The organism is Prevotella sp. P4-51 (assembly GCF_002251455.1).
Classification (GTDB): Bacteria; Bacteroidota; Bacteroidia; order Bacteroidales; family Bacteroidaceae; genus Prevotella.
In genome coordinates this window covers 22,090-46,898 of sequence record NZ_NPJM01000038.1, presented here as the reverse complement: position 1 = coordinate 46,898, position 24,809 = coordinate 22,090, and the positions used below count along the sequence as shown (strand labels likewise).

The following is a 24,809-nucleotide window of genomic DNA, read 5'->3' as shown; positions in this document are numbered from 1 at the left end:
TAGAAATTTATTTGTTCCTTTGCAGCGCCTTGTTACGATTTTCGCTTGTTTTCTAATTGCAACACTAAGATAAGTGAAAAATCTGACACGGCAAAATCCTAGGCAACTTATTGTTGCTCAGGAACTTATAAATAAAGTTAAATTATAGTGTTGCGGAATTAAGGAGAAAGAAAATTTTTATTGGAGATGATAGTATGGCATTAGTAAAGCACGATTATCCTATTTTGGAATACGATACCGCATCAAAAGCAATCTTTCAGCCGGGAAATGGGAAAAAGCACTTCCCTAAAAAAGCCGTATTTGCATTTTTGGGGGATGAAGTGGAAAAGTATGCACATGCCCACAGTGGAATACAGATAGATGAATTTGAGAGTGCAACAAAATTATATCCCATCTATGAATGCTTTCATAATCAGGAAAGGATATGTTTATGTCCGGCTCCGGTTGGGAGTGCTGCTGCTGTCCAGATTTTAGAGTATTTAATAGCAGGAGGTGTGACAGAAATTATTTCTGTCGGTTCCTGCGGTGTATTGGAAGATATTCCGGAGAACAGATTCTTAATACCCGTTTCTGCATTGAGAGATGAGGGAACTTCTTACCATTATCTTCCGCCATCCAGAGACATAAAGATTTCAACAGCAGGAATAAGTGCAATCAAATTTGCTTTAAATCAAAAGAAAATCCCATATTTGGAAGTCAAGACATGGACAACAGACGGTTTTTATCGAGAAACACTGGAAATGGTGCAATACCGCAAAGAGGAAGGCTGTCAAGTAGTGGAAATGGAATGTTCTGCACTGGCTGCATGTGCAGAATTTAGAGAAGTAATATGGGCTATGTTGCTTTTTACAGCCGACACGCTCTCGAATCCTCATAAATACCAAGAACGGAAGTGGGGAAAAGCAAGTGTATCCACCGCCTTGGAACTGGCATTTGACGCTGTTGTATTAATCAAAGAATAAAGGAAACAAATCTATATGGAAAATACAATGAACAATCGGAATGAAATCCCACAACAAGTGAAGCAAGTCGTTTCCATAGCAGAAACCCTATTGCAGGGGCAGATATTGGGAATGTATTTATATGGCTCTGCGACAATGAATAAATTGCGTCCGGACAGTGACATAGATATATTGATAATAACCAGACAAGAATTGAATCTGTCAACGAAAAAGGAGTTGACCAAGCAATTATTGGAAATTTCCGGCTTCGTAGGTTGCGCCGAAAAAAGACCATTGGAGATAACTGTCATCCATCAAAAAGACATTATTCCGTGGCAGTTTCCGCCCAAATGCGAGTATATGTATGGGGAGTGGCTTCGGAAAGAGATGGAAGCCGGAATGATTCCGCAGGCGTGTTTCGACCCTGATATAGCGATTCTATTATGGCAGGCGAGAAAAAGTAGTATGACGCTGAAGGGCGCAGATTGCAAACAACTTATTCTCCCGATTCCGTTCCGCGAAATACAAAAGGCTATTCAATTTTCTCTACCCGGTTTGATTTCCAATGTTAAGGGAGATGAAAGAAATGTGCTATTGACGCTATCCCGCATGTGGTTTACATTAGAAACCGAAGACGTGACAACGAAAGATGTTGCTGCGGAGTGGGTGATTCCCCAATTGCCGGAAACCTTTTCTTCCCTGTTGAAAACGGCAAAGGAAGCCTATTTGGGAAACCTGTCTGACGAATGGGAAACAATGGAAAATGAAACGCTCGCGCTTACCGGGTTTATGAAAGGTCGGATTGAAGAATTGCTTAAAGCCAAAGGGTAAAGCAAGCAAAAGCAAGAATATCCCTACAATAAATAAACCGTTTGAAATGGTGCTGCCTCTTTTACAATAATACACCTATGAGAAAAGTAATCCTTTATATTGCCGTCAGTCTGGATGGCTATATCGCTGACAGCGAAGGTTCCGTTGAATGGATAAGCGGACAAGATAAAAACGTGGAGATGGAAGACACCTTTACTCCATTCTTCAGTGGTGTGGACACGGTCATTATGGGAAAGAGAACCTACGACCAAATTGTGACCGAACTTTCTCCCGACCAATGGCCCTACGGGGAAGCGATGACCTATGTATTGACTCATCACAGTGAAGAAGAGGGCACAGAAAATATCCGTTTCAGGAATATGGATGTATGCCAACTGGTAGAGGAGTTGAAACAGGAATCGGGTAAAGATGTGTGGATTTGCGGAGGTGCAGAAGTGGCGCAACAACTCATCGCAAACAATCAAATAGACATTTATCATCTGGCGATTATACCGGTTCTTCTCGGTAACGGCACAAGGCTGTTTGGTGCTACCGATAAGAAAATTGACTTGGAAATGATTCGTACCAAGAAATACAACGGCATAATAGAGGTGGTATATAGTCGCAGGAAGATTTGATGTTTACTGTTTTAAAATCTTCTCCCTTTAGAATACACGATTAAAGATTACGACCATATTTCCGATTTACTGCTCGTAAATTATTGATTAATAATCAGTTGTAAATACTAACATTATAAATTAGAGACTATATAAACAAGAAAAACATTCATACACATTTTCTATTTTTGAGAAAATTCGTATCTTTGCACATAAGAGAGTTATTTGACAGCATAGCAACGCAAAACGCTGAAATTCGCACAGTTGCTAAATCGTTACCTCTATTTCTCAAATAATTCGCTAAAAGTTTATTCTTCAATCGGTTAAGTCAAACCGATAAAAATCTAAAATAGAACATGACCCCAAAGGGCATAAAAGAAGTTTTCTAAAAATTATTGACGGAAGGCTGAGACTTCGAACCGTTATAAAAGTCAATGATTCTGAAAAATTCATCAAGATTAAAAATCTAAAAACCATTTATCAGGGCAAAGAGATAAATGTTGATGAAGTGGTTGCTAATGATATCGCAATTATAGAAGATATAGAAGAATTAAGAATCGGAGATTATTTAGGTGTTAAACCTTGTCTGATTCAAGGATTATCTCATCAGCATCCCGCCCTCAAATCTTCTGTCCGACCAGACAAGCCCGAAGAGAGAAGCAAGTTGATATCCGCTCTAAATGTATTGTTTATTGAAGACCCGTCTCTGTCCTTTTCCATAAATTCATATAGTGATGAATTGGAAATCTCGTTATATGGTTTAACCCAAAAAGAAATCATACAAACATTGCTGGAAGAACGATTCTCCGTAAAGGCCCATTTTGATGAAATCAAGACTATCTACAAAGAACGACCTAAAAAGAAGGTGAATAAGATTATCCATATCGAAGTCCCTCCCGACCCTTACTGGGCCTCCATAGGACTGACTCTTGAACCTTTACCGATAGGGTCAGGGTTGCAAATCGAAAGTGAAATCTCCTTTGGTTATCTGAACCATTCTTTTCAAAATGCCGTTTTTGAAGGAATCCGTATGTCTTGCCAATCGGGATTGCATGGATGGGAAGTGACGGATTTGAAAGTAACCTTTACTTATGCCCTTTATTATAGTCCGATAAGTACCCCTGCCGATTTTAGACAATTGTCTCCTTATGTCTTCAGGTTGGCTTTGCAACAATCAGGAGTGGATATTCTCGAACCGATGCTCTATTTTGAGTTACAGATACCACAAGTAGCAAGTTCCAAAGCTATTACAGATCTGCAAAAAATGATGTCTGAGATTAAAGGTATCAGTTGTAATAATGAGTGGTGTCTTATTGAAGGGAAAGTTCCATTAAATACAAGTAAAGACTATGCCTCAGAAGTAAGTTCATACACTAAAGGCTTAGGCACTTTTATGGTTAAGCCGTGTGGGTATCAAATAACAAAAGGCGGTTATTCTGATAATACCCGTATGGAAGAAAAGGATAAACTTTTATTCATGTTTGAAAAATCAGTATCATCAAAATAATGGAACGATCCAGGAATTTCTATAAGACAATACGGTTGGGGTATATACTTATCTCCGTTCTTATCGGATGTATGGCATATAATAGCCTCTATGAATGGCAGGAGATAGAAGCATTAGAACTTGGCAATAAAAAAATAGACGAGCTCCGAAAAGAAATAAACAATATCAATATTCAAATGATAAAATTTTCTCTATTGGGTGAAACAATACTGGAATGGAACGATAAAGATATCGAGCATTACCATGCACGGCGTATGGCAATGGACAGTATGCTCTGCCGTTTCAAGGTCACCTATCCAGCAGAGCGTATCGATAGTGTGCGCAGTCTTTTAGAGGATAAGGAACGACAGATGTTCCAGATAGTCCGGTTAATGGATGAACAACAATCTATTAACAAGAAGATAGCCAATCAAATTCCGGTTATTGTGCAGAAAAGTGTGCAGGAACAGTCCAAAAAGCCAAAACGAAAAGGTTTCTTGGGCATCTTCGGCAAAAAAGAGGGAACGAAGCCAACGACAACAACGACTACGCTCCGTTCATCCAATAGAAACATGGTCAACGAACAGAAAGCGCAGAGCCGTCGATTGTCAGAACAAGCCGATAGTCTTGCTGCCCGTAATGCAGAACTTAACAGACAACTGCAAGGATTGATTTGCCAAATCGAAAAGAAGGTACAATCTGATTTACAAAATAGAGAAAGCGAGATAACAGCGATGCGTAAAAAATCATTTATGCAGATAGGCGGCTTGATGGGATTTGTTCTTTTGCTGTTGGTCATTTCCTATATCATCATACACCGTGATGCAAAGAACATTAAACGATACAAACGCAAGACAACGGATTTGATCGAGCAATTGGAACAGTCCGTGCAACAAAATGAGGTACTCATAACCTCCCGAAAGAAAGCGGTACATACTATTACCCATGAGTTGCGTACACCACTGACGGCAATAACCGGCTATACCGAACTTTTGCGGAAAGAATGCAATAGCGGTAATAATGGGCAATATATCCAAAATATACTGCAATTCTCCGACCGTATGCGGGATATGCTCAACACTTTGCTTGACTTCTTCCGCCTGGACAACGGCAAGGAACAGCCCCGTCTGTCACCCTGCCGGATTTCTGCAATCACGCACACACTTGAAACGGAGTTCATGCCTGTTGCCGTGAACAAAGGGCTGTCCTTGTCCGTGAAGACTGGACACGATGCCATTGTATTGACCGACAAAGAGCGAATAATACAAATCGGGAATAACCTGCTGTCAAACGCTGTCAAGTTCACAGAAGAAGGCGGTGTTTCTTTGATTACTGAATATGATAATGGAGTTCTGACACTGGTCGTTGAAGATACAGGTACAGGCATGACAGAAGAGGAACAGAAACAAGCGTTCGGTGCGTTTGAACGTCTATCAAATGCCGCCGCAAAGGAGGGTTTCGGGCTTGGGCTTGCCATAATGCGTAATATTGTGTCGATGCTTGGCGGAACAATCCGTTTGGACAGCAAGAAAGGGAAAGGCAGTCGTTTCACAGTTGAAATTTCTATGCAGGAAGCTGAAGAACAGCTTGGATATACAAGCAATACACCTGTTTATCATAACAATAAAACAATATCAAATAACTCTAAATATGGTAATCTGTTTTCCATTTGTAACTAATAGCTTGTAGCCGAATAGTAAAAGAAAGCAATTGCAAGCGTGTAAAAAAAGAGTATCACGACATAGTTTCAATATAATGCCGTGACACTCTTTTTTTACTTGTCTATGCATGATGCGACAAAATAGACAATCGAAATGACCGTATAAAGGAAACACGGCAAGAATATCCAAAGCAAAGTCTTTACCCAACCGTTTGACAACCACACACCTTCATTCCTTGACATCATATTAGACATATCATAGAAATGGCGAGTGAGGATTTCTTTGTTTTTCTTTCGGTGGTCTTCAAGAAGTTTGGACTCGTTTTCAATGAGTTTCTTCCTGTTGTTGATTGCCTGTTCCATATCGGCATCATCAATCTTTGCTTTGACAGTTATGTCTTTTACTTTGCCGATGTAGGCTTCAATAGCTTTGGTGACAGTATTCGCTTTATCTGAGGCTTCACTTAATTTGTCTTTTGCTTCATGCATGGAAGCAGTAGCCATTTCAAGGCCACTTTTTGCCGAAGTCAAACTATTGCCAGCATCCTTGTAGGCTTGAAGCTGTTGGTCAAACTTGTCCGAGGTCTTGTCCGTTTCGATATTCTTGTCTATCGTGTTCTCGAAAGATCCGAAATCCATATCTGAGATTTTACTTTTACCTATTGGCATAGTATCAATGTTGTTGGTTGAATATTCGGTTATCTGCCATATCCTTGCTTCTTGCGAGGTCTGCACAGGCGATTAGCCATCATAGCGCAACGATACGCCCAAGACAGTTCATCCTCGTCCTTGTCACGTCCCCAACCTGAGGTTGCACCACCTCCGCCACCGCCAGACTGGGCGGCAATGGTTGTGGCAGCATCAATGTACTCAGCAAAGAGAAGAATGGCGGTCTTCTGCACATCACCTATCTTGGCAAATACTTTGTCGGCATCCAAAGCTATATTCTTATCGATGATATCCAGACAATTCTGAGGAATATCAACAGGGTAATGATGAAACTCGTCCGTATAGAAGTCGAAGTGACGTATCTTTGGAGAGTCGTCCGCAGTAGGCATGGGTTTGGGTACAGTCATAATCTTTGGCTGTTGGGTATTCTTTGTTGGAGTTGAAACTGGTTTCTCCAATTCTTGATGATGCAGTTTTGCCCAAGTACCTTCAATCTTTGAGGGCATCAGACAACGACCTTTGCCAAGTTCCGAGGACTTATAAATGGAGTTACCACGCTTGATGGCATAGCCACGCACTTGTCCTTTATTGTCAGATTGTAGTTTGACATCATATCCCATTTGCGTGAGGCATTTTGTGTATAGTCCCCAATCAAAGTACGACATCTTAGCCAAAACGGAAAGGCAATCATTGATTATCGCTTCCTTATTTTGGCGGCTCACTTCTTGTGCATCTTTCCAATCACGCTGTTGCCCAACCTTGGCGGCAGCAGCCATCGCTCTTTCGTAGATATAATGGGCATCATTCACGTTGCCCCTTATGTCTATGCGGTTCGCATCAATGTGAAGGTGCATAATGCCACTCTTGCTGTCACGATGGAGCGCAACTACATATTGGCTGTCTTTGAGGTTGGTTGCCTTTGCACTCTTGCGCTTCGACTTGGCTGAAAGGTCAACCGCATCAAACGCACGGATAAAGTCATCCGCCAACCTCTGCCATTCCTCCATCGTCCAACCTTGCGTTTCCTCCGAGGTTGGGGAAACCTCAATACGTATCATGTTCCTTTTGAGCGGATGATAACGGTTCAATTTGTCCTCAAACTTCTTCTGCAAGGCAAGCATTCTTGCCCACATTGCCGTTGGGGAAATATCATCGGGCAAGAGATTGGCCTTTACTATCTCTGCCTTGTCCTTATCTACTGAGTAACGTATGGCATTTGCGCCATGACTTATTACCTTTGCTTTTGCTATCATATATGTCGTATGTTCTATTGGGTTAAGTATTTCTCTATCTCAATCATGCGGTTCAAGATAACTTCTGCACTTGTTCTCCATCGTTTCATGAAGATTTCACTGCGGAGAATGTTCTCACGTTCCGTAAGCGGACGTCCTTTGAGAAAGCCGAACAATTTCTGTATATCGCCCCTGGCATCCGAAAGGCTGTTCAAAGCCTTCATTTCTTTGTCAGTCAAGCGTTGTTTGGGATATTTGCCTTCCAACAGCTTGCGTGCGTATGCGCTTGTGGTCAGTCCGCAAATAGCAGCATATTCCGCTATCTCCTTATGAAGCTGTGGCGTAAGCCTTATTATCAGACGACTCGTGTATTTCGGTGCCTCCTTTTCTGTATTTTTCTTATTCATACCAAGTATGCTTCTATAAATGTGTGCAACCCAATGCGAGCTTGCGAGCGTTCAAGAAGTCCATTGGCATACGGACAAACGAAGTGCGTTTGTATGACATTGGTATTTCTTGCATAGCACCGCTATCAGAGTTTACGCACAAGCACGCTACGCACTGCGGTTGCACTTGTTCACAGACTTGTTGTATAACGATTCTCAAATTACCCAAGCAACAGCAATTGTGGAGCATCCTCCGCTTCCATCTGTTCTTTGACGAATTGCCTTCTGGCTTCTGCCTCCAGTTCCATGTCAGAGACGCTTGGCGGTGGAACATCTTCCTCCTCTCCATTATTGCCATTTCCTGAAGTTAGGGAAGAAAAGGAACTGTTGGCAAGTTGTGTTGGAGAAGTACCGCCATTTTTGATTGGTGGATCCTCCTTGTTAGGGAATGCGGTTGTGGAAGTCATAATATTAGACTTGCCGGAATAGTCTCTTTGGTTGATGGGAACATAGTGAGGATTGACATATTTCTTGCCGTCAACAATCCATGCAGAAATGCATAGCAATGTGTGAACACTTCCTCGTCTTGTCTGTACAGAAGAAAGGATGCCCAATTTGTTCATGTGGTCAAGCATCTTGGAGACGGTTTTTCGGTCACACTTCCATAGTTTGGATAGAGCCACCTCTGACATGTTCACCTCCCATAATGCGGTTGTGGACTCCCCAACCTCATTTGAGGTTTCAATCTGTCGTGTCACAATCTGAATGAGTTGATAAAGGCATGAAAGGCGGTTGATGCCAGCCGTGCCACCCATCAGATAGTTTACTTGTTCATTACTCAGGATAATGCTGTTGAAAATATTACTGTTCATCGTTGTTTTATTTTTGTTATGTAAATCTGTTCATGCTGTTATGCGGAAAACTCTCTGACGTCAAAAGAGGAACTATCGCCTCATGCCGAAGCCTCTCTCTGGCATATAATACTCCTTGTCGTATGCGATATGGTCAAGCACACGTTGCAGTCGGTCAAGTTGGGGGCTGTCAAGCACTTGTATGGCATTGATGGTAATTTTCTGTGATGCAATTCTTCGATGCTCACAATTTCTTTCCGACATGGTTCCGTCACCGTCAGCATAGACCGAATGAAGATAGGTATTGACTGCTTCCGTCTGTTCCTTGCTTGGGTAAGCAGCAGGAAAGCGGTCGGAAATGTAGTCTACCATATTGCTGACCGCATTAGCCAACAGAGGGTCGCGTTTTTGCAGACTGTTTACAAGTTCATCTTTCGTCATAATGCTATGGTCTATTGTTCATTTCATTCAGACGGTTTGCAGCCTCCAGTCTTATCTCCTCCTCCGACATGGCTCTTGCTCCTCGTACCCAGTCAAGCAAGGCTTTCTTCTCAAAGAAGATGAGCTTGCCAGCAGGCTTGAAGTACGGCAACTGGTTAAGATGCGTCATCTTGTAGAGCGTGCTCTTGGCAATGCCGAGAAAGGCGGAAGCCTCTTCAAGGTTCAACACTTCCTTTGTCATATAGCAAAGGTTCTCCAACTTGTTCACTCTCGACTGAAGCTCCACTATCTTGCGCTCATGGTCGAGGTTCATCTTTAATGCGTTCTTTTCTGTCATAAATCTGATATTTTGTTTATTTCGTTATCGATTTCGGCTGCAAAGGTATATTGTTGACAATGATATTCAAGCAGCCGTTATGGTTTATTAAAAGTGCTGATTTTCAATTCTTTGGTTCTATTTTACCATGCTGCAATGTGGTAGATTGGTCGGACACTCACTTGAAATTCAGCATCTTCAAATGTCTATCGTTCAAACAATCACAAAACCAAAGATTGGACAATAAGGGTGGCAAATATTTGGTTCTATTGCCAGTTCGCGTTTTTGAAAATGTCCATCAGAGTGCAAAACAAAATTTAACACCCGATTTTCGCAAGTCATGCTGTTTGAGGTCAAAACCGTTTGCAATAACCACATTTGGGGTACAATGGTAGGAAAATGAGTTGTGAATGAGAGAAATAGGGATTTCCCCTCGTTTTTCAAGGGACAAATTTGTACCTTTGCAAACGAAACAGAGGTATTCCACAAGGGATATTTCGGGCGAAGTGTCCTTGACTTTATTTTTCCGTGGTTTTGTCCCGTTTTTGTCCCTCGCTGATTTTGTGTCACGAAACAAAAATCTGCAAGTGGCTGATTTACAGCGATTAAAATCGTGTTTTGGAGAATTGGTAACGGCAACCACCAGAACGGCCCTTGTGAGCCTGTGAAGGTGGCATCGGTCAGGAACTCGTTGGTCTGGAATATCACATCGTCAATCTCCTCTTCGAGGATGTTGATGCCGAAATCGCTGAGTATGTTGTCTGCCATCAGTGCCTGGTTCTATTGTTGATAATCTCTTTGATAAACTCTATGCCTTTCGGTGTCCATGACAGATAGAAGTGGTAGAAGCAGCGCATCCTGCCTGTGACATATACCGCAATGCCCTTGTCCTGAAGGTCTTCACGCAGTTTCCACATTCCATATTCCTTGGTGATGATGCCTTCCTCTTTGAGGGTCTTCACAATCTTGCCGTAGTAACTTCCGACATATTTGTGAAGCTTTGACATTGAAACTACCTCTAAATCAGATGGCATATAATGCTCATCAACGATGGGTGTCCTGCCGATAACGCTGATTCGCTTCGGCATCCTTGACATCTCCAACTGCCACTTGCCGTTTTTCCTCTTGGCGGCATAGAGACGTAACTGTATTTTTGATATTGATTCCATAGCTATTTCTTTATTTTATGTTCTTTCGATAACAGGAATGACTCCCACGCTCTTCAGTTTCTCATAGAGGAAGCGGCGACCTTTCTGTGTCCATTTGGTGTTCATGCGCACATCCTCCGTACCGTCCTTGTGTTTAATGAGGTAGGTCTCGCTGGTCACATAACCGCAGTCCTTGTAGTCGGCATACAGAATCCACTGCTTGCCACGCTGATACTGGATGTTCATCTCCTTCAGACGTCGGTTGAAGCGGATGGACGACTCGCCATAGTCCTGTGCTATCTGTGTGACCAGGACACTGCTCTTCGTGGCAAGGATGATGTCAAGGTAACTCACCTTGTCCTTCATCTCCGTCACCTCCTGTTGCAGGTCATCCACCTTGGATCCCAACTCAACGATGCGTGTCCTTTGGTGTTCACACTCCTGTTCGACAAGCAGACGCTTTTGTCGTTCTTCCTTCAGATTGACTGCTAACCGTATCAGGAAGTCTGGCTCTGCCAATGCCTTCTCGATGGTCTGCTGTGTCATATAGGCACCATGCTTGCGGATAGAGGGGAGCACCTCCGATGTCACCCACTTGCGGAAACGTTTGGCTTCGGGTTTGCGACTGTCAAGGATGACATCATACAGTCCGTCTTCATTGATAAAGTTTGTAACCTGTTCTCTTCCAAGACTATCCGAGATGGGGTACTTTGAAAGTACATCATCCGAAAGTCGTTGTACCAACTTGCTGGTTTTTAGTCCAAGAACTCTTGCCACATCAGCCAAACAGAACAAGGGTTGCTCTGGTGTTCCTGTGGTTCGGACTGCTCCAAATTCCTCGTTGTTGAAAATCTGAATATCGTTCATATCTCTATGCTGTTTTGTGATTATTTCTTCTCTTCCCTTATTTCTATCTGTTCACACTTTCTTCACCCTCACCGCTGTTGGCATCATCGCCGTCAGTGCCTGTCGAGCTCCTCACGCCCTTCATGTTTTCCTGCCAACGGCTCTTGGCATCGCTGATGATGCTGCCTTTATGTACTACACGGTCGTTGGTGGCTGCCAAGAGGGCGGTAGTCTGGCTTTGGGTGTTGAGCTGCACAAGGTATTTCAGTAGTGTCTCGTTCTGTGTCGTCAGGTCGGCATAGATGCTAAGATACTGCCGCTTTCTCTGTGCATTGGGCATATAGGCATCCTTGGTGGCTTTCACGGCACACTGGTACATATTGTACAGTTCCTCCCACCGACGCTTGTCGTTGATGGTGCCTCCTGTAGGGATGATATGGTCTATGTTCGCCTTCATCTTGTCCAACTGACCGTTGATCTTGCTGCTTTCGGCAAGCCAGGCGAGGTCTATCTGTCGGTCGGCTACGTTCAAGGCTTCCACCTCAGCACGCTTGGTGAGGGCAGAGTCTATCTTCTCCGCATCATCTACTTGGTTGTAGAGGTTGATGCCGGCAAGAGTGCGGAAACCTAACTTGTTCTTCTCTGCCGCTGTCTTCTTATAGTTGTTATGTAACAGCCAATAATAGAACTCAGGGGTGAGAGAACCGCCACCTGTCTCCATCACCGTTATCTGGTTCTGCTTGGAGGAGTCGTGGTTGTAGGTCACGCTCTGGGCTGTGGCTTTGATGGTGGTTGCTACCGCCATGATGAGTATCATTGTCTTCTTCATGTCCGTTCTTCTTTTGTTTACAATCCGTCAATAGTCAAGTTTTCCTGCCACTTTCCATCGGCTGAAGGCATCTTCCAGTATCTCTTCCTTCGTCCTCGTCCGATACACCTTCTCCTTCCAATAGCCCATGCGCAGCTGCACATACCGCCATGTCTGGAAGTAGGCTTGGTTCAGATGTTTTTCTATCAGGTCCAACGAATTGTTGATATTGTCCAACACCATCAGCAGGTCGGAAGTTGAACAGGCTGCCGCTCCTGTGGCATACAACACGAGGTCGTTGACGCTATGGTAGAGTTGGCTTCCTTCGTTGTATATGTTGTCGATGGCTTTCTTGTTGATGCTGATGAGCATCGTGTCAGCCAGTTCGATGTGTTTCCGCTTGATGACCTTATCATTGAAGTCCTCCAACAGGTTCTTGTAGTCACTGATGCGGTCGCTCACCGTCTGGTAGGTGCTCTTCACGTTCAGCACCGTGCGCAACGACTGGTACATCACATCGATGATGTCGAAGGCCCGGGTGTATTTGTCCAAATCCACATTCAGTTCCTTGTATTTGCCCACCTCTTCACTGCTGTATTCATGCAGCAGTTGATTGCTGTACTCCAAAGTGCTGCGTGCCAGCAAGAGGCTGCGCTGCTTCTTGTGGTCGTTGATGTATGCTTCCACCGATACCGCATCGAATCCCCATTGCGCCAAGGCTGTATTGGGGAAGAGGGTAATCAGCAGGAGAGCTATGATGATGGTATGTCTCATTCTCCGTTCCTCCCTCAGTTTTCGTTCTCGTTATCTTCACCATTCCCTCTGTTAGGGTCTGCATTCTCTCTCCATCGCTCGTAGCACTCTTCAATGAGTGTCCTTCTGCGACCTTGGTCTGCGTCGATTGAAGGAAGAATGTCCTTCAGCACGTCAATGATGCTGCGCTTGTAGTGCATCATTTTTTCTAATGATACCAAGTCGGCGTAAATCTTGGTGATACGGCTATCTACTTCACGGGCTATCTCCAGACGGTCGCTCGACCAGAGCAGGTGTATTACATCGTCATTGTCGGCGGTCTGGGTTGCCTCGCTCTTGGCATATTCTGTGGTGATGCTGCACGACGGGAACTCCTGGGCTATCTCCGAGATACGGCTGTTCACCTGCCTCGTCTTCTCCTCGTCAGAGGCATTCGGGTCAAGGGTCAGCACATCCACCACCTGTGTGTCGGTGTATTCCGAGGTCAGCTCCCACGATATTTGCAGTATCGCACGGTGTATCTTGATGCCAAGGAAGTACTTGGGCTTCCTTGCAATGGACAGTGTCGCCTTGAAGGTGATAATGCCGTTGATGTTGGGCATGGTGGCAGTTCGGACGTAGGTGTAGCCGTTCCACGAACCGGCACCTTGCCACGTGAGATTGTAGGCTGACTTCACATCCTGCATGATGGCAGGGATGCGGTAGTAGTCATCGGTGGAGGTGGCATTGTCGTTAGCCGCCTCGCTCTTGGCATTCTGTATGTCTGCCAACTGCTGCTGCCATGTCGCCAATTCCTTCTTCAGGTTGTCTATCTTCGTCTTGTTGACATTATGTTGCTGCCGCAAGGCAGGGGCTTCCTCCACAGAGGCATTGGCTATCTGCGTGAGCAGGTTCCTGTTCTCTGTCTCCAACTGGCTTATCTGCGCCTCCAACAGGGCTATCTTGCTATTCGCCTCACGTTCCTTCTCGTCCAGTTCCGATAGGTCGAGATTATTTTCTGATACGCTTGTCCTCATGGCGCATTCCTTGCTGTGGGCATTGAGCGAACCGCCGCACTCACGGCACTTGTACTGCGTGCTGCCCTGTCCGAGGGTGACACCGTCCGAACAGGTGACGCTGATGGTCACGCTCTCCACGCCCTTCAGTTTGGCGGCATCGGTGGCTTGATAGTAACGGCGTGCGTCACTGCCGATGTAATAGACATAGCCCTCCTCGTTGTCGTTATACTCCGAGAGACGTGCCTGCAACTGACGCTTGAAGGTATTCAAGTCCATGCTGTAGGAGTCGAAGACATCCTCATACACCTCTTCCACGTTGTTCCAGCTCTTGGTAACGTGTATCTCGTAGGCGTAGGCCTTCTTGGTCTGCTTGCCGCCACGGCTGATGATGTACGACGACATCCAATAGTTCATCGTATAGGTGAAGCCGTCGCTCTGGGCGTTGAGCTGCTGCACACGGCTGCGGCTCCATCCGGCATGGTTCTCCGAGTTGGCCAGTATCTGCTCTCGCTGCGTGCTGTTAGGGTAGAAGTTGGGGTCGGAGGTGTTGATACGATACCAATGGTCACCGTTCAGAATACTGTTGTCATCGGTCGGCGGATAGTAGTCACAGAGGCTTACGCTGCCTTGGTCTCGTCGGGCAATGTACCAACGCTGTGTATAGTAGTTGCCCTGCGTCTCGCTCAGATAGTCTGTCATCCACGAGGTGATGTTGTAGTTGGAGAGGTCGAAGAGGGCTGCCACGTTGTCCTCGCCACCCACCAGACTAAGGAGTGTGCTGCCGATGCCGTTCTCTGCCTGTTCATAGAGGTCATGGTAGTTGTCATAGATGTCGATGATTTTACTCACCTTGCCATTGAAAAGGTCGTTGAAGGCACTCTGCTGCAAGAGTGCGCCTGATGCCCCGTTGATACCTGCCGTCGCCAACGATGCTCCCATATTGTAAAGCGTCTCGATGTCGGCGGTGAGGTTCTCCACGGTGAAGTTGCCGGGCACACTGGCGATGTCATCCAACAGCTGCTGCCAATCTACATTGCCTATCTCCGAGAGTTTGAGGATGGCGGCTATCTCTTGGTTGATTTCCAAGAACTGAATGTCGGCAAAGGTCAAGCTACTGTTGGTCACGACACTCTCAAACTGCATACACAGCGACTTTGTGTCGGCGCATATCTTCATCAGGTAACTGCCCCAGTAGAGGGCGGTCTGCGGACTTTTCAGCATCATTCCTGCCACCGTCCATATCTTGGGCATAATCTTGTTCGCCACCATATTGTGGATGCGGCGGTAATAGTAGTTCTCCGTGCTACTGCTCCAAATGCCGAGGTCGGTGAATGCCTTGCGCTCCAAGAACTTGGCAGCGAAGATGCCGGCAGTGGCAACCTCTGCGGCATTGTAGTGCTTCAAGATTTCGCCCACCTGCTCGTTATAATAGCTCTCTGCCATAGCTCCAGCACCGAATGCGGCAGCCATGGCGGCAACGATCTGCTTGTCGTAGTTCACGCTGTAATACTGCGCATGAACCCTTCCCACGACAAGTGTAAGACACATATATATTATAATAAGGTATAAACGTCTCATTGCTTCACTACTTTACGTTTTTACTACTTTCAGTTTCTACTATTCCACTACTTTACTACTTGTAGTATTTACTATTGGTAGTATTCACTACTAATCGTATTTACTACTAATCGTAAATACTACCCAGCCACCGTTCCCGAAAGTTTTGCTTTCGGGCATCTGGGCTTTACGTCTATTCCGGGATTTCCGTTTCCATCAATCAGCCCCCGTGCTCGCCGTGTCAGCGGCGAGTGGCTCCATCGTCCGTCAAATTGAGCACATGCCCCGCCTCATTGACCTTCTGCGCAAATGCCAACGACTTCCCGATGCCACTGGCATCCCAATCTCTGCAATACCGCTCGATAGCCTCCTGATGTCTGCACTTCAGTTCATGCTTATAGAGTTTCAATGCCTCCTTCTCAGCTCGCTCGGTGGTGTAGGTCATATAGCACTCGTGCGGCTCCTCCACACCATACACTCCGCTCGTCGATCCACGTCGGATAAACACCTCACGGAAGAAACTTCTTCCCTCCTTGTTATCCAAGCGGTTGACAGTGAATATCTTCTTGCAATCCACATCCGTCAATCCTAATATCGCCTTGATCTCGTCGAATCGCTCACGAAATTTGCTTTGGTCGAGCAGCATCACCACGTCGGAGTTGTTGATGATGGCTTCCTTCACGATGGGACTGCCGATGATGTCCTGTATCTCCTGTGTCACTACGCCCACGCTCGCCCAGAACTTTCGGGCTGTCTTGTATAGGTACTTGATGTACTCGGCCATCAGCGGCGAGGCGATGGCTTTCCATGCCTCCTCGATGACAAGGCACTTGCGGTTCTTCTTCAGGCGCATCTTCTGCAGGAACACGTCCATGATGATGAGCGTCACGATGGGGAAGAGCTGCTTGTTCTCCTTGATGGCATCCACCTCGAAGACGATGAAGGTCTCGTCGAACAAGGTGCTATCCACGTTCTCGTTGAGAATCTTGTCGTACTTGCCGCCACGGTAGAAGTTTTGGAGCATATAGGCGAAGTTGTCGCAGTCGATGGTGGTGATGTTGTTCTCGATGCAGATCTGGTCGAGACGCTCACAGGCGAACTCATAGAATGAGTCGAAGGAGAGGGTCTTCACGCTCAATGCCATGCGCCGTTCCTCCAGTCCCTTGATGAGTTTCTCCACCTTGTCGTGTATCTGCGTCAGCTCCGTGCCGCGCCGCTTCTCCATGGTGGAGAGGTTTTTTCTCAGTGTCTCCTTCTGTGAGGAAGGATAGGGCTGCACACCGTTGAAATAGAAATCGTAATACTCCGTCACCAACTGCTCCACGACACGGAACTCCAGTTCGGGTATCTGCGTCTCCGAGCCTTTCCATATCAGCAGTATCAGGTTCTTCAGGAAGTCTATCTTCTCAATGTTCAGCTCCCGCTTGCTGATGTTGAAGGGGTTCATGGTGATGGGCTTGTCCTCCGTATAGGCGATGTACTTGCCGCCCACATACTCGCAGAGTCCCTCATACGAGTTACCCGTATCGACCATGACGATGTCGGTGTTCTGCTCCCACAACTGACGCACCACGCTGTTCATGTGGAAGCCTTTCTATATTACATAACACACTGAGCAACAATACTTTCTTGAAAACTACAAAATCTAAACGGTACAAATTTTAAACAAGGGTAAAACAGCCGTTCAAAGCACTCGGCAAAGAGAAAAAACTATGACAGGGTCAAAAAGCAGATTTAAGATTATTTATGAAAATATTTTGGGCAAATTTGGCTTATTGCTATCCAAAGAGCGCATTTGAATAGAAAATCGCACTCGCAACAACCGTAGAGAGATTGACGGTAGAAAAAGAAAAAAGATGGGGTTAGGGAGGCGGACTGGAGGCATAAATTAGGGTCGAAAATAGGTGTCTTGTACCTTGGTTGTATCTCTGTCTGCATATATCGTTGATAAACAACGCAGGTTAATAATTCGGCGGCAACACTAAAATAAATATTTTCCACTTGGTATCAATAAGGGGTTTTCAAATATGCCAATTCATACCGAATTTAAGCATTTGAGTAACCAAATAACCTCCTTATACGGAAAAAATGCATTTAGATTGACACTTTTTGGCAACAAGATTCTTGTTTATGGATTATTTATATTAATTTTGTTGCCAAATTCAGTCAACAAGAACGTTTATGAAGTTCATAGATAAAATAAAACAACTCAGAGAAGAACAGTCGCTGACACAACGTCAAGTAGCTGCTGAATTGGGAATAGATGTTGCAATGTATAACAGGTTTGAGAAAGGTGAACGCTATATGAAGCGTGAACTTGTGAAGAATCTGGCACACATATATGGCATATCAGAAGATGAGTTATTGACACTTTGGCTTGCAGGAAAGGTGTATGCTTTATTAAGCGAGGAAGACTTTGCTGAGGATGTAATATCAGTGGTTGCTGAGGATATAACATTTAATAACAATATAAGAAAGACAGTATGACAAAAGAAACATTCTTTGAATTACTCACTAATGAGGTTAAATCTTACAAGGAATTTCTTGAAACAGACAGCAAAGACTGGATTGTCAAGGGATTTATTGACGTTGACAAGAATGTCTATACTATAACAAATGACACTAAAGTGGTGTCCAAAATCATTGAGATTCTCTTGATTCCTAAACTGGATAATTTCGCACGCAGTCATGGATTGGAACTTGAGCTGCCATCGAAACAGAACTTTTATCCCGACCTGACATTTAAAGACCAAAAGGGGCATTTGTTTGCTGTAGATTTCAAGTCGAGTTATTATGATGGTGATTCAGTCAATGGACTCACTTTAGGCTCATATTGGGGATATTTCAGAGAACGGGACACTATCAAGAATATGGATTATACATACAATTCATATTCTTCTCATACCGTTCTCGGTATGCTATATAAACAAAGCAATATTGAGGGAAATGAGAAGGATGTCTATTCTGTCGATGAATTGGATATTATACATTCCGTAATCGAGGACTTCATCTTCTTTGTTCAGCCAAAGTGGAAAATAGCAAACGATATACCTGGAAGCGGAAACACTCGTAATATAGGAGGTATTACAAATATTGAAAAATTGGTGAACGGAATGGGACCTTTTGCAGAACTTGGCGAAGAAGTCTTCGATGACTATTGGAAAGGCTATTTCAATAAGGTAGATGCGAGAACTGCAGGTATTGGAACTCCCAACTACCATAATCTTAAGACGTACAAAGAGTATCTGGAACGTCAAGAAAATCTTTTGAATAAATTAAATTAATGAAAGCATGGCAGTAATTGTTCCACCAATAAAGTCACAGGGAATCAAGACCAAACTTGTTCCATGGATTAACGATGTGATTTTCAGGTCAGGCATAGACTTAGTCAATGCAAACTGGATAGAGCCTTTCTTCGGAACAGGGGTTGTAGGCATCAACTCCCCATTAGGAGGGCGAAGAATCGTAGGTGACAGCAATCCGCACGTCATCAATTTCTACAATAGCATCAAAAGCGGAATCGTGACACCCCAGAGCATGAGGGAATACCTTCAGCGTGAAGGGGAACTGCTTGAACGTGCTGGCGATGCAGGTTATGAACACTATCGGCTCGTTAAAGACAGATTCAACAAGGAACACAGTCCCTTTGACTTCATTTTCCTGTCAAGGGCTGGTTTTAACGGTATGATGCGGTTCAACAGAAAAGGTGAATGGAACATACCATTCTGCAAGAAACCCAACCGATTTGCTCCTGCCTACATAACCAAAATATGCAATCAGGTAAAAGCTGTGGAAACTGTAATCAGGCAATTCGACTGGACTTTCTGTAATAGAAGTTTCATTGAAACGATACGTGAGGCCAGACGTGGTGACATGATATATTGTGACCCTCCTTATTATGGACGCTACGTGGATTATTATAATGGCTGGACAGAAGAGAACGAACGAGAGTTGTTTGAGGCATTGAGAGATACGGAGGCACACTTTGTGCTCTCTACGTGGCATCATAACGAGTTCCGCTCAAATGATATGATTGATAGATACTGGGGACAGTTCAACGTCTCTACACAAGAACATTTCTATCATGGTGGTGGTCATATCGAAAACAGACACGCTATGACTGAGGCTCTCGTATTTAACTTTGAACTTGAAGCGAAACCGGAACCTGCCCAGCACGTTCCACCCCAACTGGAACTGGAATTTGCCATATAATATGTTGAAGCCATACTATAATGAGGACAGCGACTTCATCTTATATAATGGTGATTGTGCTGAAGTGATGAAAGGTCTTGACAAGTGTACGGTGGACTTGATTTTTGCCGACCCACCGTATTTCTTGTCGAGCGGCAAGACTGTGCGCTATAATGACAATGAGAAAACAATCTATAAAGGCGCATGGGATGAAACCAAAAGTTTGGACGAAATAAACGCATTCAATCGCAGATGGCTTTCCGCTTGTCGCGAAGTGATGAAGAATGGGGCTACAATATTTGCAACAGGCACCTATCATAACATTTTCTCCATCGCATCCTGTATGATGGAAATGGGCTTTAAAATCCTCAATATTATCGTATGGCAAAAGACTGATGCAAAACCTACCCTGTCAAGAAACTATTTCAATTTCACGACTGAATATATCGTATGGGCAAGAAAGGACATGAAAACGCCACACTTCTTCAACTGTGAACTGATGGAACAGATAAATGGGGGTGCAAGGATGTCTGATGTATGGCGCATACCTTTCCTGTCTTCATGGGAACTCAAATGCGGTAAACACCCTACCCAAAAACCTCTGCGTCTTCTATACAGGATATTATTGGCAGCCTCAAAACCAAACGACTTGATTCTCGACCCATTTGCTGGTAGCTGTACAACTGGCATAGCAGCAAATCTACTTGACCGTAGGTTTATCGGTATTGACCAAAGCAAGGATTATCTGGACTACGGATTGAGGAGAAAAAATGAAATCGAAGATACAGAAACCGCGGCTCTCTATCTACGAAAAATGTCTGAGAACAATGAAGAACTTATGGTTATGGTCAATCATGCAAAACCACAATCAAGAGTGAGAATGATCGAAACAGGAATCTGCTACATGAGGGCGGGTGATTCAAAGGGCTCATTATTGGTAACTCCGGGTTTTGAAAGGCTACAATACGTACTTCTTCATACAAATGGAGAAGATGCAAGTATGTTCAGACTGAAATCAAAAGGTCATTTCCAGATTTGGACACGAGAGACCTTGGAGGCATACGGGTTTCAACCTTCTCATGCCCCTTACTATATAGTGCTTCTCTTTGATAATACGAAGGAGATTCCTGTCAGGAACAAGGTCAATCTTAAGGAGAACAGGAATACATATCGTGCTAAAATTAGACCACTAAGTGACTTTATTGGAATAAAATAACCGAAAAGGAATCGTTATATGATACGCAATATTTATACAACAATGTCAGACCTGATTCGACAGAACAATCCAGATTTGCTGTCAATCTTACCATGCAGGCTAAAATCAAACGATGAAAGCTTGCAGGTCATAGAGTTGCTTCAAGTTGAAGAGACAGATAAAGAAGTGGCAAAGGAGAAAATGGAAAATGTGCTCAACATCATATCCAGTAATGGGGATTTCTTTGGAAAGTATAGTGCAATAGAAAAGATTCTTCAGCAGGGAGGAATTACCAAACTGATGCATCTGTTGTACAACAAAGGAAAGGAAAATAATGACGAGTGGGTGGTCAATGAGTTTCTTTCTCCGATAGAGAAACTCCAGTCGTTGTTCCGTGGGATGCCGCTCTTCAAAGTGGAAGTGGTGGATGCGCGACCGAATATGCAAAAGAAGACTGGCACACGAATGAACAACATGGGCAGATATGATGTGTATCTTCAAAATGCATCTACCAACGAGCGCAAACTTATTGACTTCCCTACCAAGGAAGCAAAAGTTATCTATCTGTGGATGCTTTTGCATACAAGACAAGAGCTCAGACGCAGAGAAATAATCATGAGCATGGAAGAGATATACCACATTTGTGAGTTATGCTATTATGGCATGTACTTTGAGCTGAGAGAGAAGATAAATGCGAATGAGGTGAAGAACGGAAGGGATGGCTTCGATCAGTTCTGGCTTCAACATAAGCCCAAAGCCAATGCCAGTGTCTTGCTTGCACTCGGCAAACAGGATATAGAGGAATGGTACACTATTGAATATGACAAGAAGAAAGAAGTCAGTTCGCTAAGTTTGCCTGTAAATTTCATTTCATTACCTGAAAGTTTAACCTTTTAAATATTAAATTATGTCGTTTGTAAAGAAAACCGCAGGAAAAAAAACCAGTGAAATTAAAGATAAATCAAAACCAACACTCTGTGCGCCAATTCGGGTATCAGATATAAACTATAATAATATCAATATAAGTAACCAAGAAGCAGTCTCCAGGCTTTCAGATATAAAGGACTTACTTCCTGTTATTGAGAGTGCCTTCAAAACTACTGATTCTATTATTCAAGGAGATGTTTTGGCCAAATTTGAGGAAACAATCCAACTCAATCTAAAAAGGAGGGGATTCGATATCAAGTCCGGGGCAACATGTATATACCAGTTATTGAATAGCGTGAATATCTATTTAGTCACACACACCTTATGTGGCGACAAAACTTCGGATGAAAGGGAGATACCTTCTGATAAAGTGAGGTCGATTAATTTAGATAAGAAAGAACTCCATAACAAGATTGAAAATGAAGAATTTGATAAGGCTAATGAAAGAGAGGAGGTTGAAGCTGTCCTTTTGGGATGTTACAAGCGAGATACGGAACGATATTTTGCAGGTGAAGGAATAAAGTCCGTGAATGGAAGTGTCATTAGTTCTTTTGATGATGTGAATAAACATTGTAGTATTTTCCTTTGGATTGACCATATACATGATGCATCAAACAACCATGTGTCTTTTGAAGCATTATTGACGTTTGTTCTTTTGCATGAACTAATGCATCTTATGATGGATGTATTCGATGAAAATGAATTCGGCATCATTGGTGAAGGCAACCTTAAAGACTTGGGGCAATTGTACGGATACTTCCGTGAGGAGTCGTTGGCCAACGCTTTGGCACTTCATCTTTGCGATTCAACAGGAAACGAGGATTTGGTTTATTCAATATTGGGTCATTTCGTACAAAATCAGACAATCCCGTATCAAACAGGTTGGCTCTATAAGAGCCTTTTTGAAAAGGCCGTCATAAACTGGATGAAGTGTAAGACAGGAAAGTTTCTTACCAAACAACTTGCAAAAAAATGGTTATTGGAAATCACAGAAGAAGAACCTGATTCCAATAATCTAAGGCGAATAGAGGATGAAATTGAGGAAATCCTTCCCGATAAATAAACTCAGATATCCATGATACATAAAAATCCCGCCATAACCCAGACGGGATTTTTCTATATACGTATATCATTACTTTGTTTTTGAGTAAACAAGTGTACCTTTGCGGCATAAAACTATAATCAATAAAACAAGGTATTATGAAAAGAACGTTAAGTATTCTGAGCCTACTATTCATGGCTCTTTCGTCAAAAGCACAGGCAACGTATGTGGATGGAATCCGTTACAATGTCATAGATACGGTCTCTAAGACATGCGAAGTGTTGTATGAGACATTTGAGGAAAACAACGGGGTCAGAAACATCTATTCTTCTTCGTATAGAGGGAATATCGTTATTCCTGAAAAGGTTGAGATGTATGATGGCACTTATACAGTTGTGGCTATCAGTGAACAAGCATTTCGTAATAGCGAGGTTACTCATGTGAAGTTGCCGAATACCATTAAAACGATAGGGCTGGGAGCGTTTTATGGAGCAGCAAGACTCTGTGAAATAACGATTCCTGCAAGCGTGACAGAGATTGGTCCGAGTGCATTTGAGGGATGTAGATATTTGGATACAGTTGTTATGGGTGAAAATGTCAACAAGATTGGCAGTTGCGCCTTCTTTGGATGTGTCTGTCTTAAAACCGTCAAACTTTCAAATAAGATCAAAACTTTGGAAGAAAGAACATTCACCAACTGTAATAGTCTTGAATCTGTAAATATACCTACTTCTCTTAACACAATTGGCAATGTTGCGTTTGGCGGTTGCGAGAAGTTGACCTCATTAACTATGCCAGCAACGCTCAAATCAATAGGCGAAAATGCATTTTATAAGTGCAAGAACCTTGAAATAAAGAATATTCCTGCAACAGCCAAAGTGTCACCTACTGCATTTGACTTCTGCAGACACAAGTACAATATTATTCAAAAAAAGTATAGTGCGAAGTACGGAGCTACTCTTGTAGCAAAGATTGTAGGTCTCTTTAAGAACAATGCTCAATTCATGGATTGTCCTATCGGTACTCCTTTAGTGCTCCTCCAGGAATTAGGCAGAGTGATGCAGGGAGATAACAACATATTCCTCACGCAAAGACCATATAATGAATATGTTATAGGAAATAACAGATTCGAGCACTACAATTTCAATGGTGTGCGCATGATTTTCAAGAACGGAAGGTTAACGGACAAGAGTGATTGGCGCAACATTTGAGGCAACATATTATTGGAAGTGGCAGCGGTATTAGACCACTGCCACTACAATACTAAATCAATTGCATAATGGAACAGTTTGAGAAACTAATATCAATGATTGACCTCGTTCAATTCGAGAAGGAAATAAGGCTGAACCCACATACTAAGTTCGAGTCCAAAGATGTAGAATCAGTGAAGAACGCTGACTTAAATGTTATAATTCATGTTGCAGAACTCTATGCGATTGGGTCGTCCGTAATTACCCCCAATCCTCAGTTGTCCTTTGAGATATGTAAATTATGCGTAGAGTTAGGGTATGTTGATGGATATGGTCTCTTAGCAGATTATTACGAAAATGGCATTGGGACGGAGAATGATTACCATCTTTCGCTAACAATATTATTGGAAGGTGCAAAGAAAGGTTCTCTGTACTGCATGGTGAAATTGGTTAACAGAAACCAGATGCATCGAATAGTCTTTGATGGAATAAGTATTCTTGACGAAGAAGAGGAATTCCAGTGGCTACACAGAGCAGCAGAATTGGGCTATACTCCATCATTTATTCCGCTCGGATTGAGATATCAATGTGGTTCTGGCACTCAACAAAGCAGAGATAAAGCGGAGTTTTGGTATAATAAGGCCAAGGAGGCTGGAATAGAGACATCTATGGATTATTTGATGGACATTTGGCAACAAAAATGGAGTGAGAAATACAATGAAGCTAAGGTGCAAGATTGATGTTT

The 24,809-nt window shown here is 43.5% G+C and carries 23 protein-coding genes and 3 pseudogenes; 13 read left to right on the top strand and 13 right to left on the bottom strand.

Annotated features, from left to right (window positions below; genetic code table 11):
* Window positions 1–194: 194 nt before the first annotated feature.
* The 5 genes and pseudogenes from CIK94_RS04820 to CIK94_RS04795 form a co-directional block, all read left to right on the top strand.
* Window positions 195–962: a nucleoside phosphorylase gene (locus CIK94_RS04820; protein WP_042520032.1), complete on the top strand. Its 768-nt coding sequence runs from the start codon at window positions 195–197 to the stop codon at window positions 960–962.
* Window positions 963–989: 27 nt separating this feature from the next.
* Entirely contained in the window at window positions 990–1,772 is a 783-nt protein-coding gene (gene ant(9) / locus CIK94_RS04815; protein WP_197065809.1) for an aminoglycoside nucleotidyltransferase ANT(9), read from the top strand.
* A 77-nt stretch (window positions 1,773–1,849) separates the two neighbouring features.
* Entirely contained in the window at window positions 1,850–2,389 is a 540-nt protein-coding gene (locus CIK94_RS04810; RefSeq protein WP_042519993.1) for a dihydrofolate reductase family protein, read from the top strand.
* A gap of 325 nt (window positions 2,390–2,714) precedes the next feature.
* A pseudogene (locus CIK94_RS04800) lies at window positions 2,715–3,875 on the top strand (tetracycline resistance ribosomal protection protein); the annotation flags it as partial.
* A pseudogene (locus tag CIK94_RS04795) lies at window positions 3,875–5,482 on the top strand (sensor histidine kinase); the annotation flags it as partial. The pseudogenes CIK94_RS04800 and CIK94_RS04795, both read left to right, overlap by 1 nt.
* 146 nt (window positions 5,483–5,628) lie before the next feature.
* On the opposite strand, the gene CIK94_RS04790 reads toward CIK94_RS04795, so the two are convergent.
* From CIK94_RS04790 to CIK94_RS04730, 13 genes and pseudogenes are all read right to left on the bottom strand, one after another.
* A complete protein-coding gene (locus CIK94_RS04790) occupies window positions 5,629–6,183 on the bottom strand; it encodes a hypothetical protein (RefSeq protein ID WP_241682543.1) in 555 nt (184 codons plus the stop codon).
* 29 nt (window positions 6,184–6,212) lie between these two features.
* Window positions 6,213–7,436 carry a relaxase/mobilization nuclease domain-containing protein gene (locus tag CIK94_RS04785; RefSeq protein ID WP_074557063.1) on the bottom strand — a complete coding sequence of 408 codons (1,224 nt, stop codon included), beginning with the start codon at window positions 7,434–7,436 and terminating at the stop codon, window positions 6,213–6,215.
* Window positions 7,437–7,450: 14 nt separating this feature from the next.
* A complete protein-coding gene (locus CIK94_RS04780) occupies window positions 7,451–7,822 on the bottom strand; it encodes an antitoxin ParD (protein WP_074557064.1) in 372 nt (123 codons plus the stop codon).
* 200 nt (window positions 7,823–8,022) lie between these two features.
* Complete coding sequence (locus tag CIK94_RS04775; protein ID WP_074635735.1) at window positions 8,023–8,673, bottom strand: hypothetical protein; 651 nt, start codon at window positions 8,671–8,673, stop codon at window positions 8,023–8,025.
* Between the two features lie 72 nt (window positions 8,674–8,745).
* Window positions 8,746–9,093, bottom strand: coding sequence for a hypothetical protein (locus CIK94_RS04770; protein WP_004311700.1), 348 nt, complete (start codon window positions 9,091–9,093; stop codon window positions 8,746–8,748).
* Window positions 9,094–9,097: 4 nt separating this feature from the next.
* Window positions 9,098–9,430: a helix-turn-helix domain-containing protein gene (locus tag CIK94_RS04765; RefSeq protein WP_004311699.1), complete on the bottom strand. Its 333-nt coding sequence runs from the start codon at window positions 9,428–9,430 to the stop codon at window positions 9,098–9,100.
* Window positions 9,431–9,622: 192 nt separating this feature from the next.
* Entirely contained in the window at window positions 9,623–10,177 is a 555-nt protein-coding gene (locus CIK94_RS04760; protein ID WP_094421601.1) for a hypothetical protein, read from the bottom strand.
* Entirely contained in the window at window positions 10,177–10,578 is a 402-nt protein-coding gene (locus CIK94_RS04755) for a hypothetical protein (RefSeq protein WP_005816121.1), read from the bottom strand. Before CIK94_RS04755 ends, CIK94_RS04760 begins: the two co-directional genes overlap by 1 nt.
* 15 nt (window positions 10,579–10,593) lie before the next feature.
* Window positions 10,594–11,424 (bottom strand): phage antirepressor, encoded by an 831-nt coding sequence (locus CIK94_RS04750; RefSeq protein ID WP_005816120.1) that lies wholly within the window; start codon window positions 11,422–11,424, stop codon window positions 10,594–10,596.
* Window positions 11,425–11,467: 43 nt separating this feature from the next.
* Window positions 11,468–12,232 carry a DUF5045 domain-containing protein gene (locus tag CIK94_RS04745; protein ID WP_005816119.1) on the bottom strand — a complete coding sequence of 255 codons (765 nt, stop codon included), beginning with the start codon at window positions 12,230–12,232 and terminating at the stop codon, window positions 11,468–11,470.
* 27 nt (window positions 12,233–12,259) lie between these two features.
* Window positions 12,260–12,985 carry a hypothetical protein gene (locus CIK94_RS04740; protein ID WP_005816118.1) on the bottom strand — a complete coding sequence of 242 codons (726 nt, stop codon included), beginning with the start codon at window positions 12,983–12,985 and terminating at the stop codon, window positions 12,260–12,262.
* 14 nt (window positions 12,986–12,999) lie between these two features.
* Complete coding sequence (locus CIK94_RS04735) at window positions 13,000–15,540, bottom strand: hypothetical protein (RefSeq protein WP_005816117.1); 2,541 nt, start codon at window positions 15,538–15,540, stop codon at window positions 13,000–13,002.
* A 220-nt stretch (window positions 15,541–15,760) separates the two neighbouring features.
* Window positions 15,761–17,113: pseudogene (locus CIK94_RS04730) on the bottom strand (TraG family conjugative transposon ATPase); the annotation flags it as partial.
* 587 nt (window positions 17,114–17,700) lie between these two features.
* On the opposite strand from CIK94_RS04730, the gene CIK94_RS04725 reads away from it, so the two are divergent.
* From CIK94_RS04725 to CIK94_RS04690, 8 genes are all read left to right on the top strand, one after another.
* Complete coding sequence (locus CIK94_RS04725) at window positions 17,701–18,006, top strand: helix-turn-helix domain-containing protein (protein WP_094421599.1); 306 nt, start codon at window positions 17,701–17,703, stop codon at window positions 18,004–18,006.
* Window positions 18,003–18,803, top strand: coding sequence for a type II restriction endonuclease (locus CIK94_RS04720; RefSeq protein ID WP_144008293.1), 801 nt, complete (start codon window positions 18,003–18,005; stop codon window positions 18,801–18,803). The genes CIK94_RS04725 and CIK94_RS04720 overlap by 4 nt, the downstream gene beginning before the upstream one ends.
* A 7-nt stretch (window positions 18,804–18,810) precedes the next feature.
* A complete protein-coding gene (locus tag CIK94_RS04715; protein WP_094421597.1) occupies window positions 18,811–19,731 on the top strand; it encodes a Dam family site-specific DNA-(adenine-N6)-methyltransferase in 921 nt (306 codons plus the stop codon).
* Window position 19,732: 1 nt separating this feature from the next.
* Window positions 19,733–20,926, top strand: coding sequence for a site-specific DNA-methyltransferase (locus tag CIK94_RS04710; protein ID WP_094421595.1), 1,194 nt, complete (start codon window positions 19,733–19,735; stop codon window positions 20,924–20,926).
* Between the two features lie 42 nt (window positions 20,927–20,968).
* Entirely contained in the window at window positions 20,969–21,802 is an 834-nt protein-coding gene (locus CIK94_RS04705; protein ID WP_094421593.1) for a hypothetical protein, read from the top strand.
* 10 nt (window positions 21,803–21,812) lie between these two features.
* Window positions 21,813–22,895, top strand: coding sequence for a hypothetical protein (locus tag CIK94_RS04700; protein WP_094421590.1), 1,083 nt, complete (start codon window positions 21,813–21,815; stop codon window positions 22,893–22,895).
* Window positions 22,896–23,032: 137 nt separating this feature from the next.
* Window positions 23,033–24,085 carry a leucine-rich repeat domain-containing protein gene (locus CIK94_RS04695; RefSeq protein WP_094421587.1) on the top strand — a complete coding sequence of 351 codons (1,053 nt, stop codon included), beginning with the start codon at window positions 23,033–23,035 and terminating at the stop codon, window positions 24,083–24,085.
* 68 nt (window positions 24,086–24,153) lie between these two features.
* Window positions 24,154–24,804, top strand: coding sequence for a tetratricopeptide repeat protein (locus tag CIK94_RS04690; protein WP_094421585.1), 651 nt, complete (start codon window positions 24,154–24,156; stop codon window positions 24,802–24,804).
* Window positions 24,805–24,809: the final 5 nt, after the last annotated feature.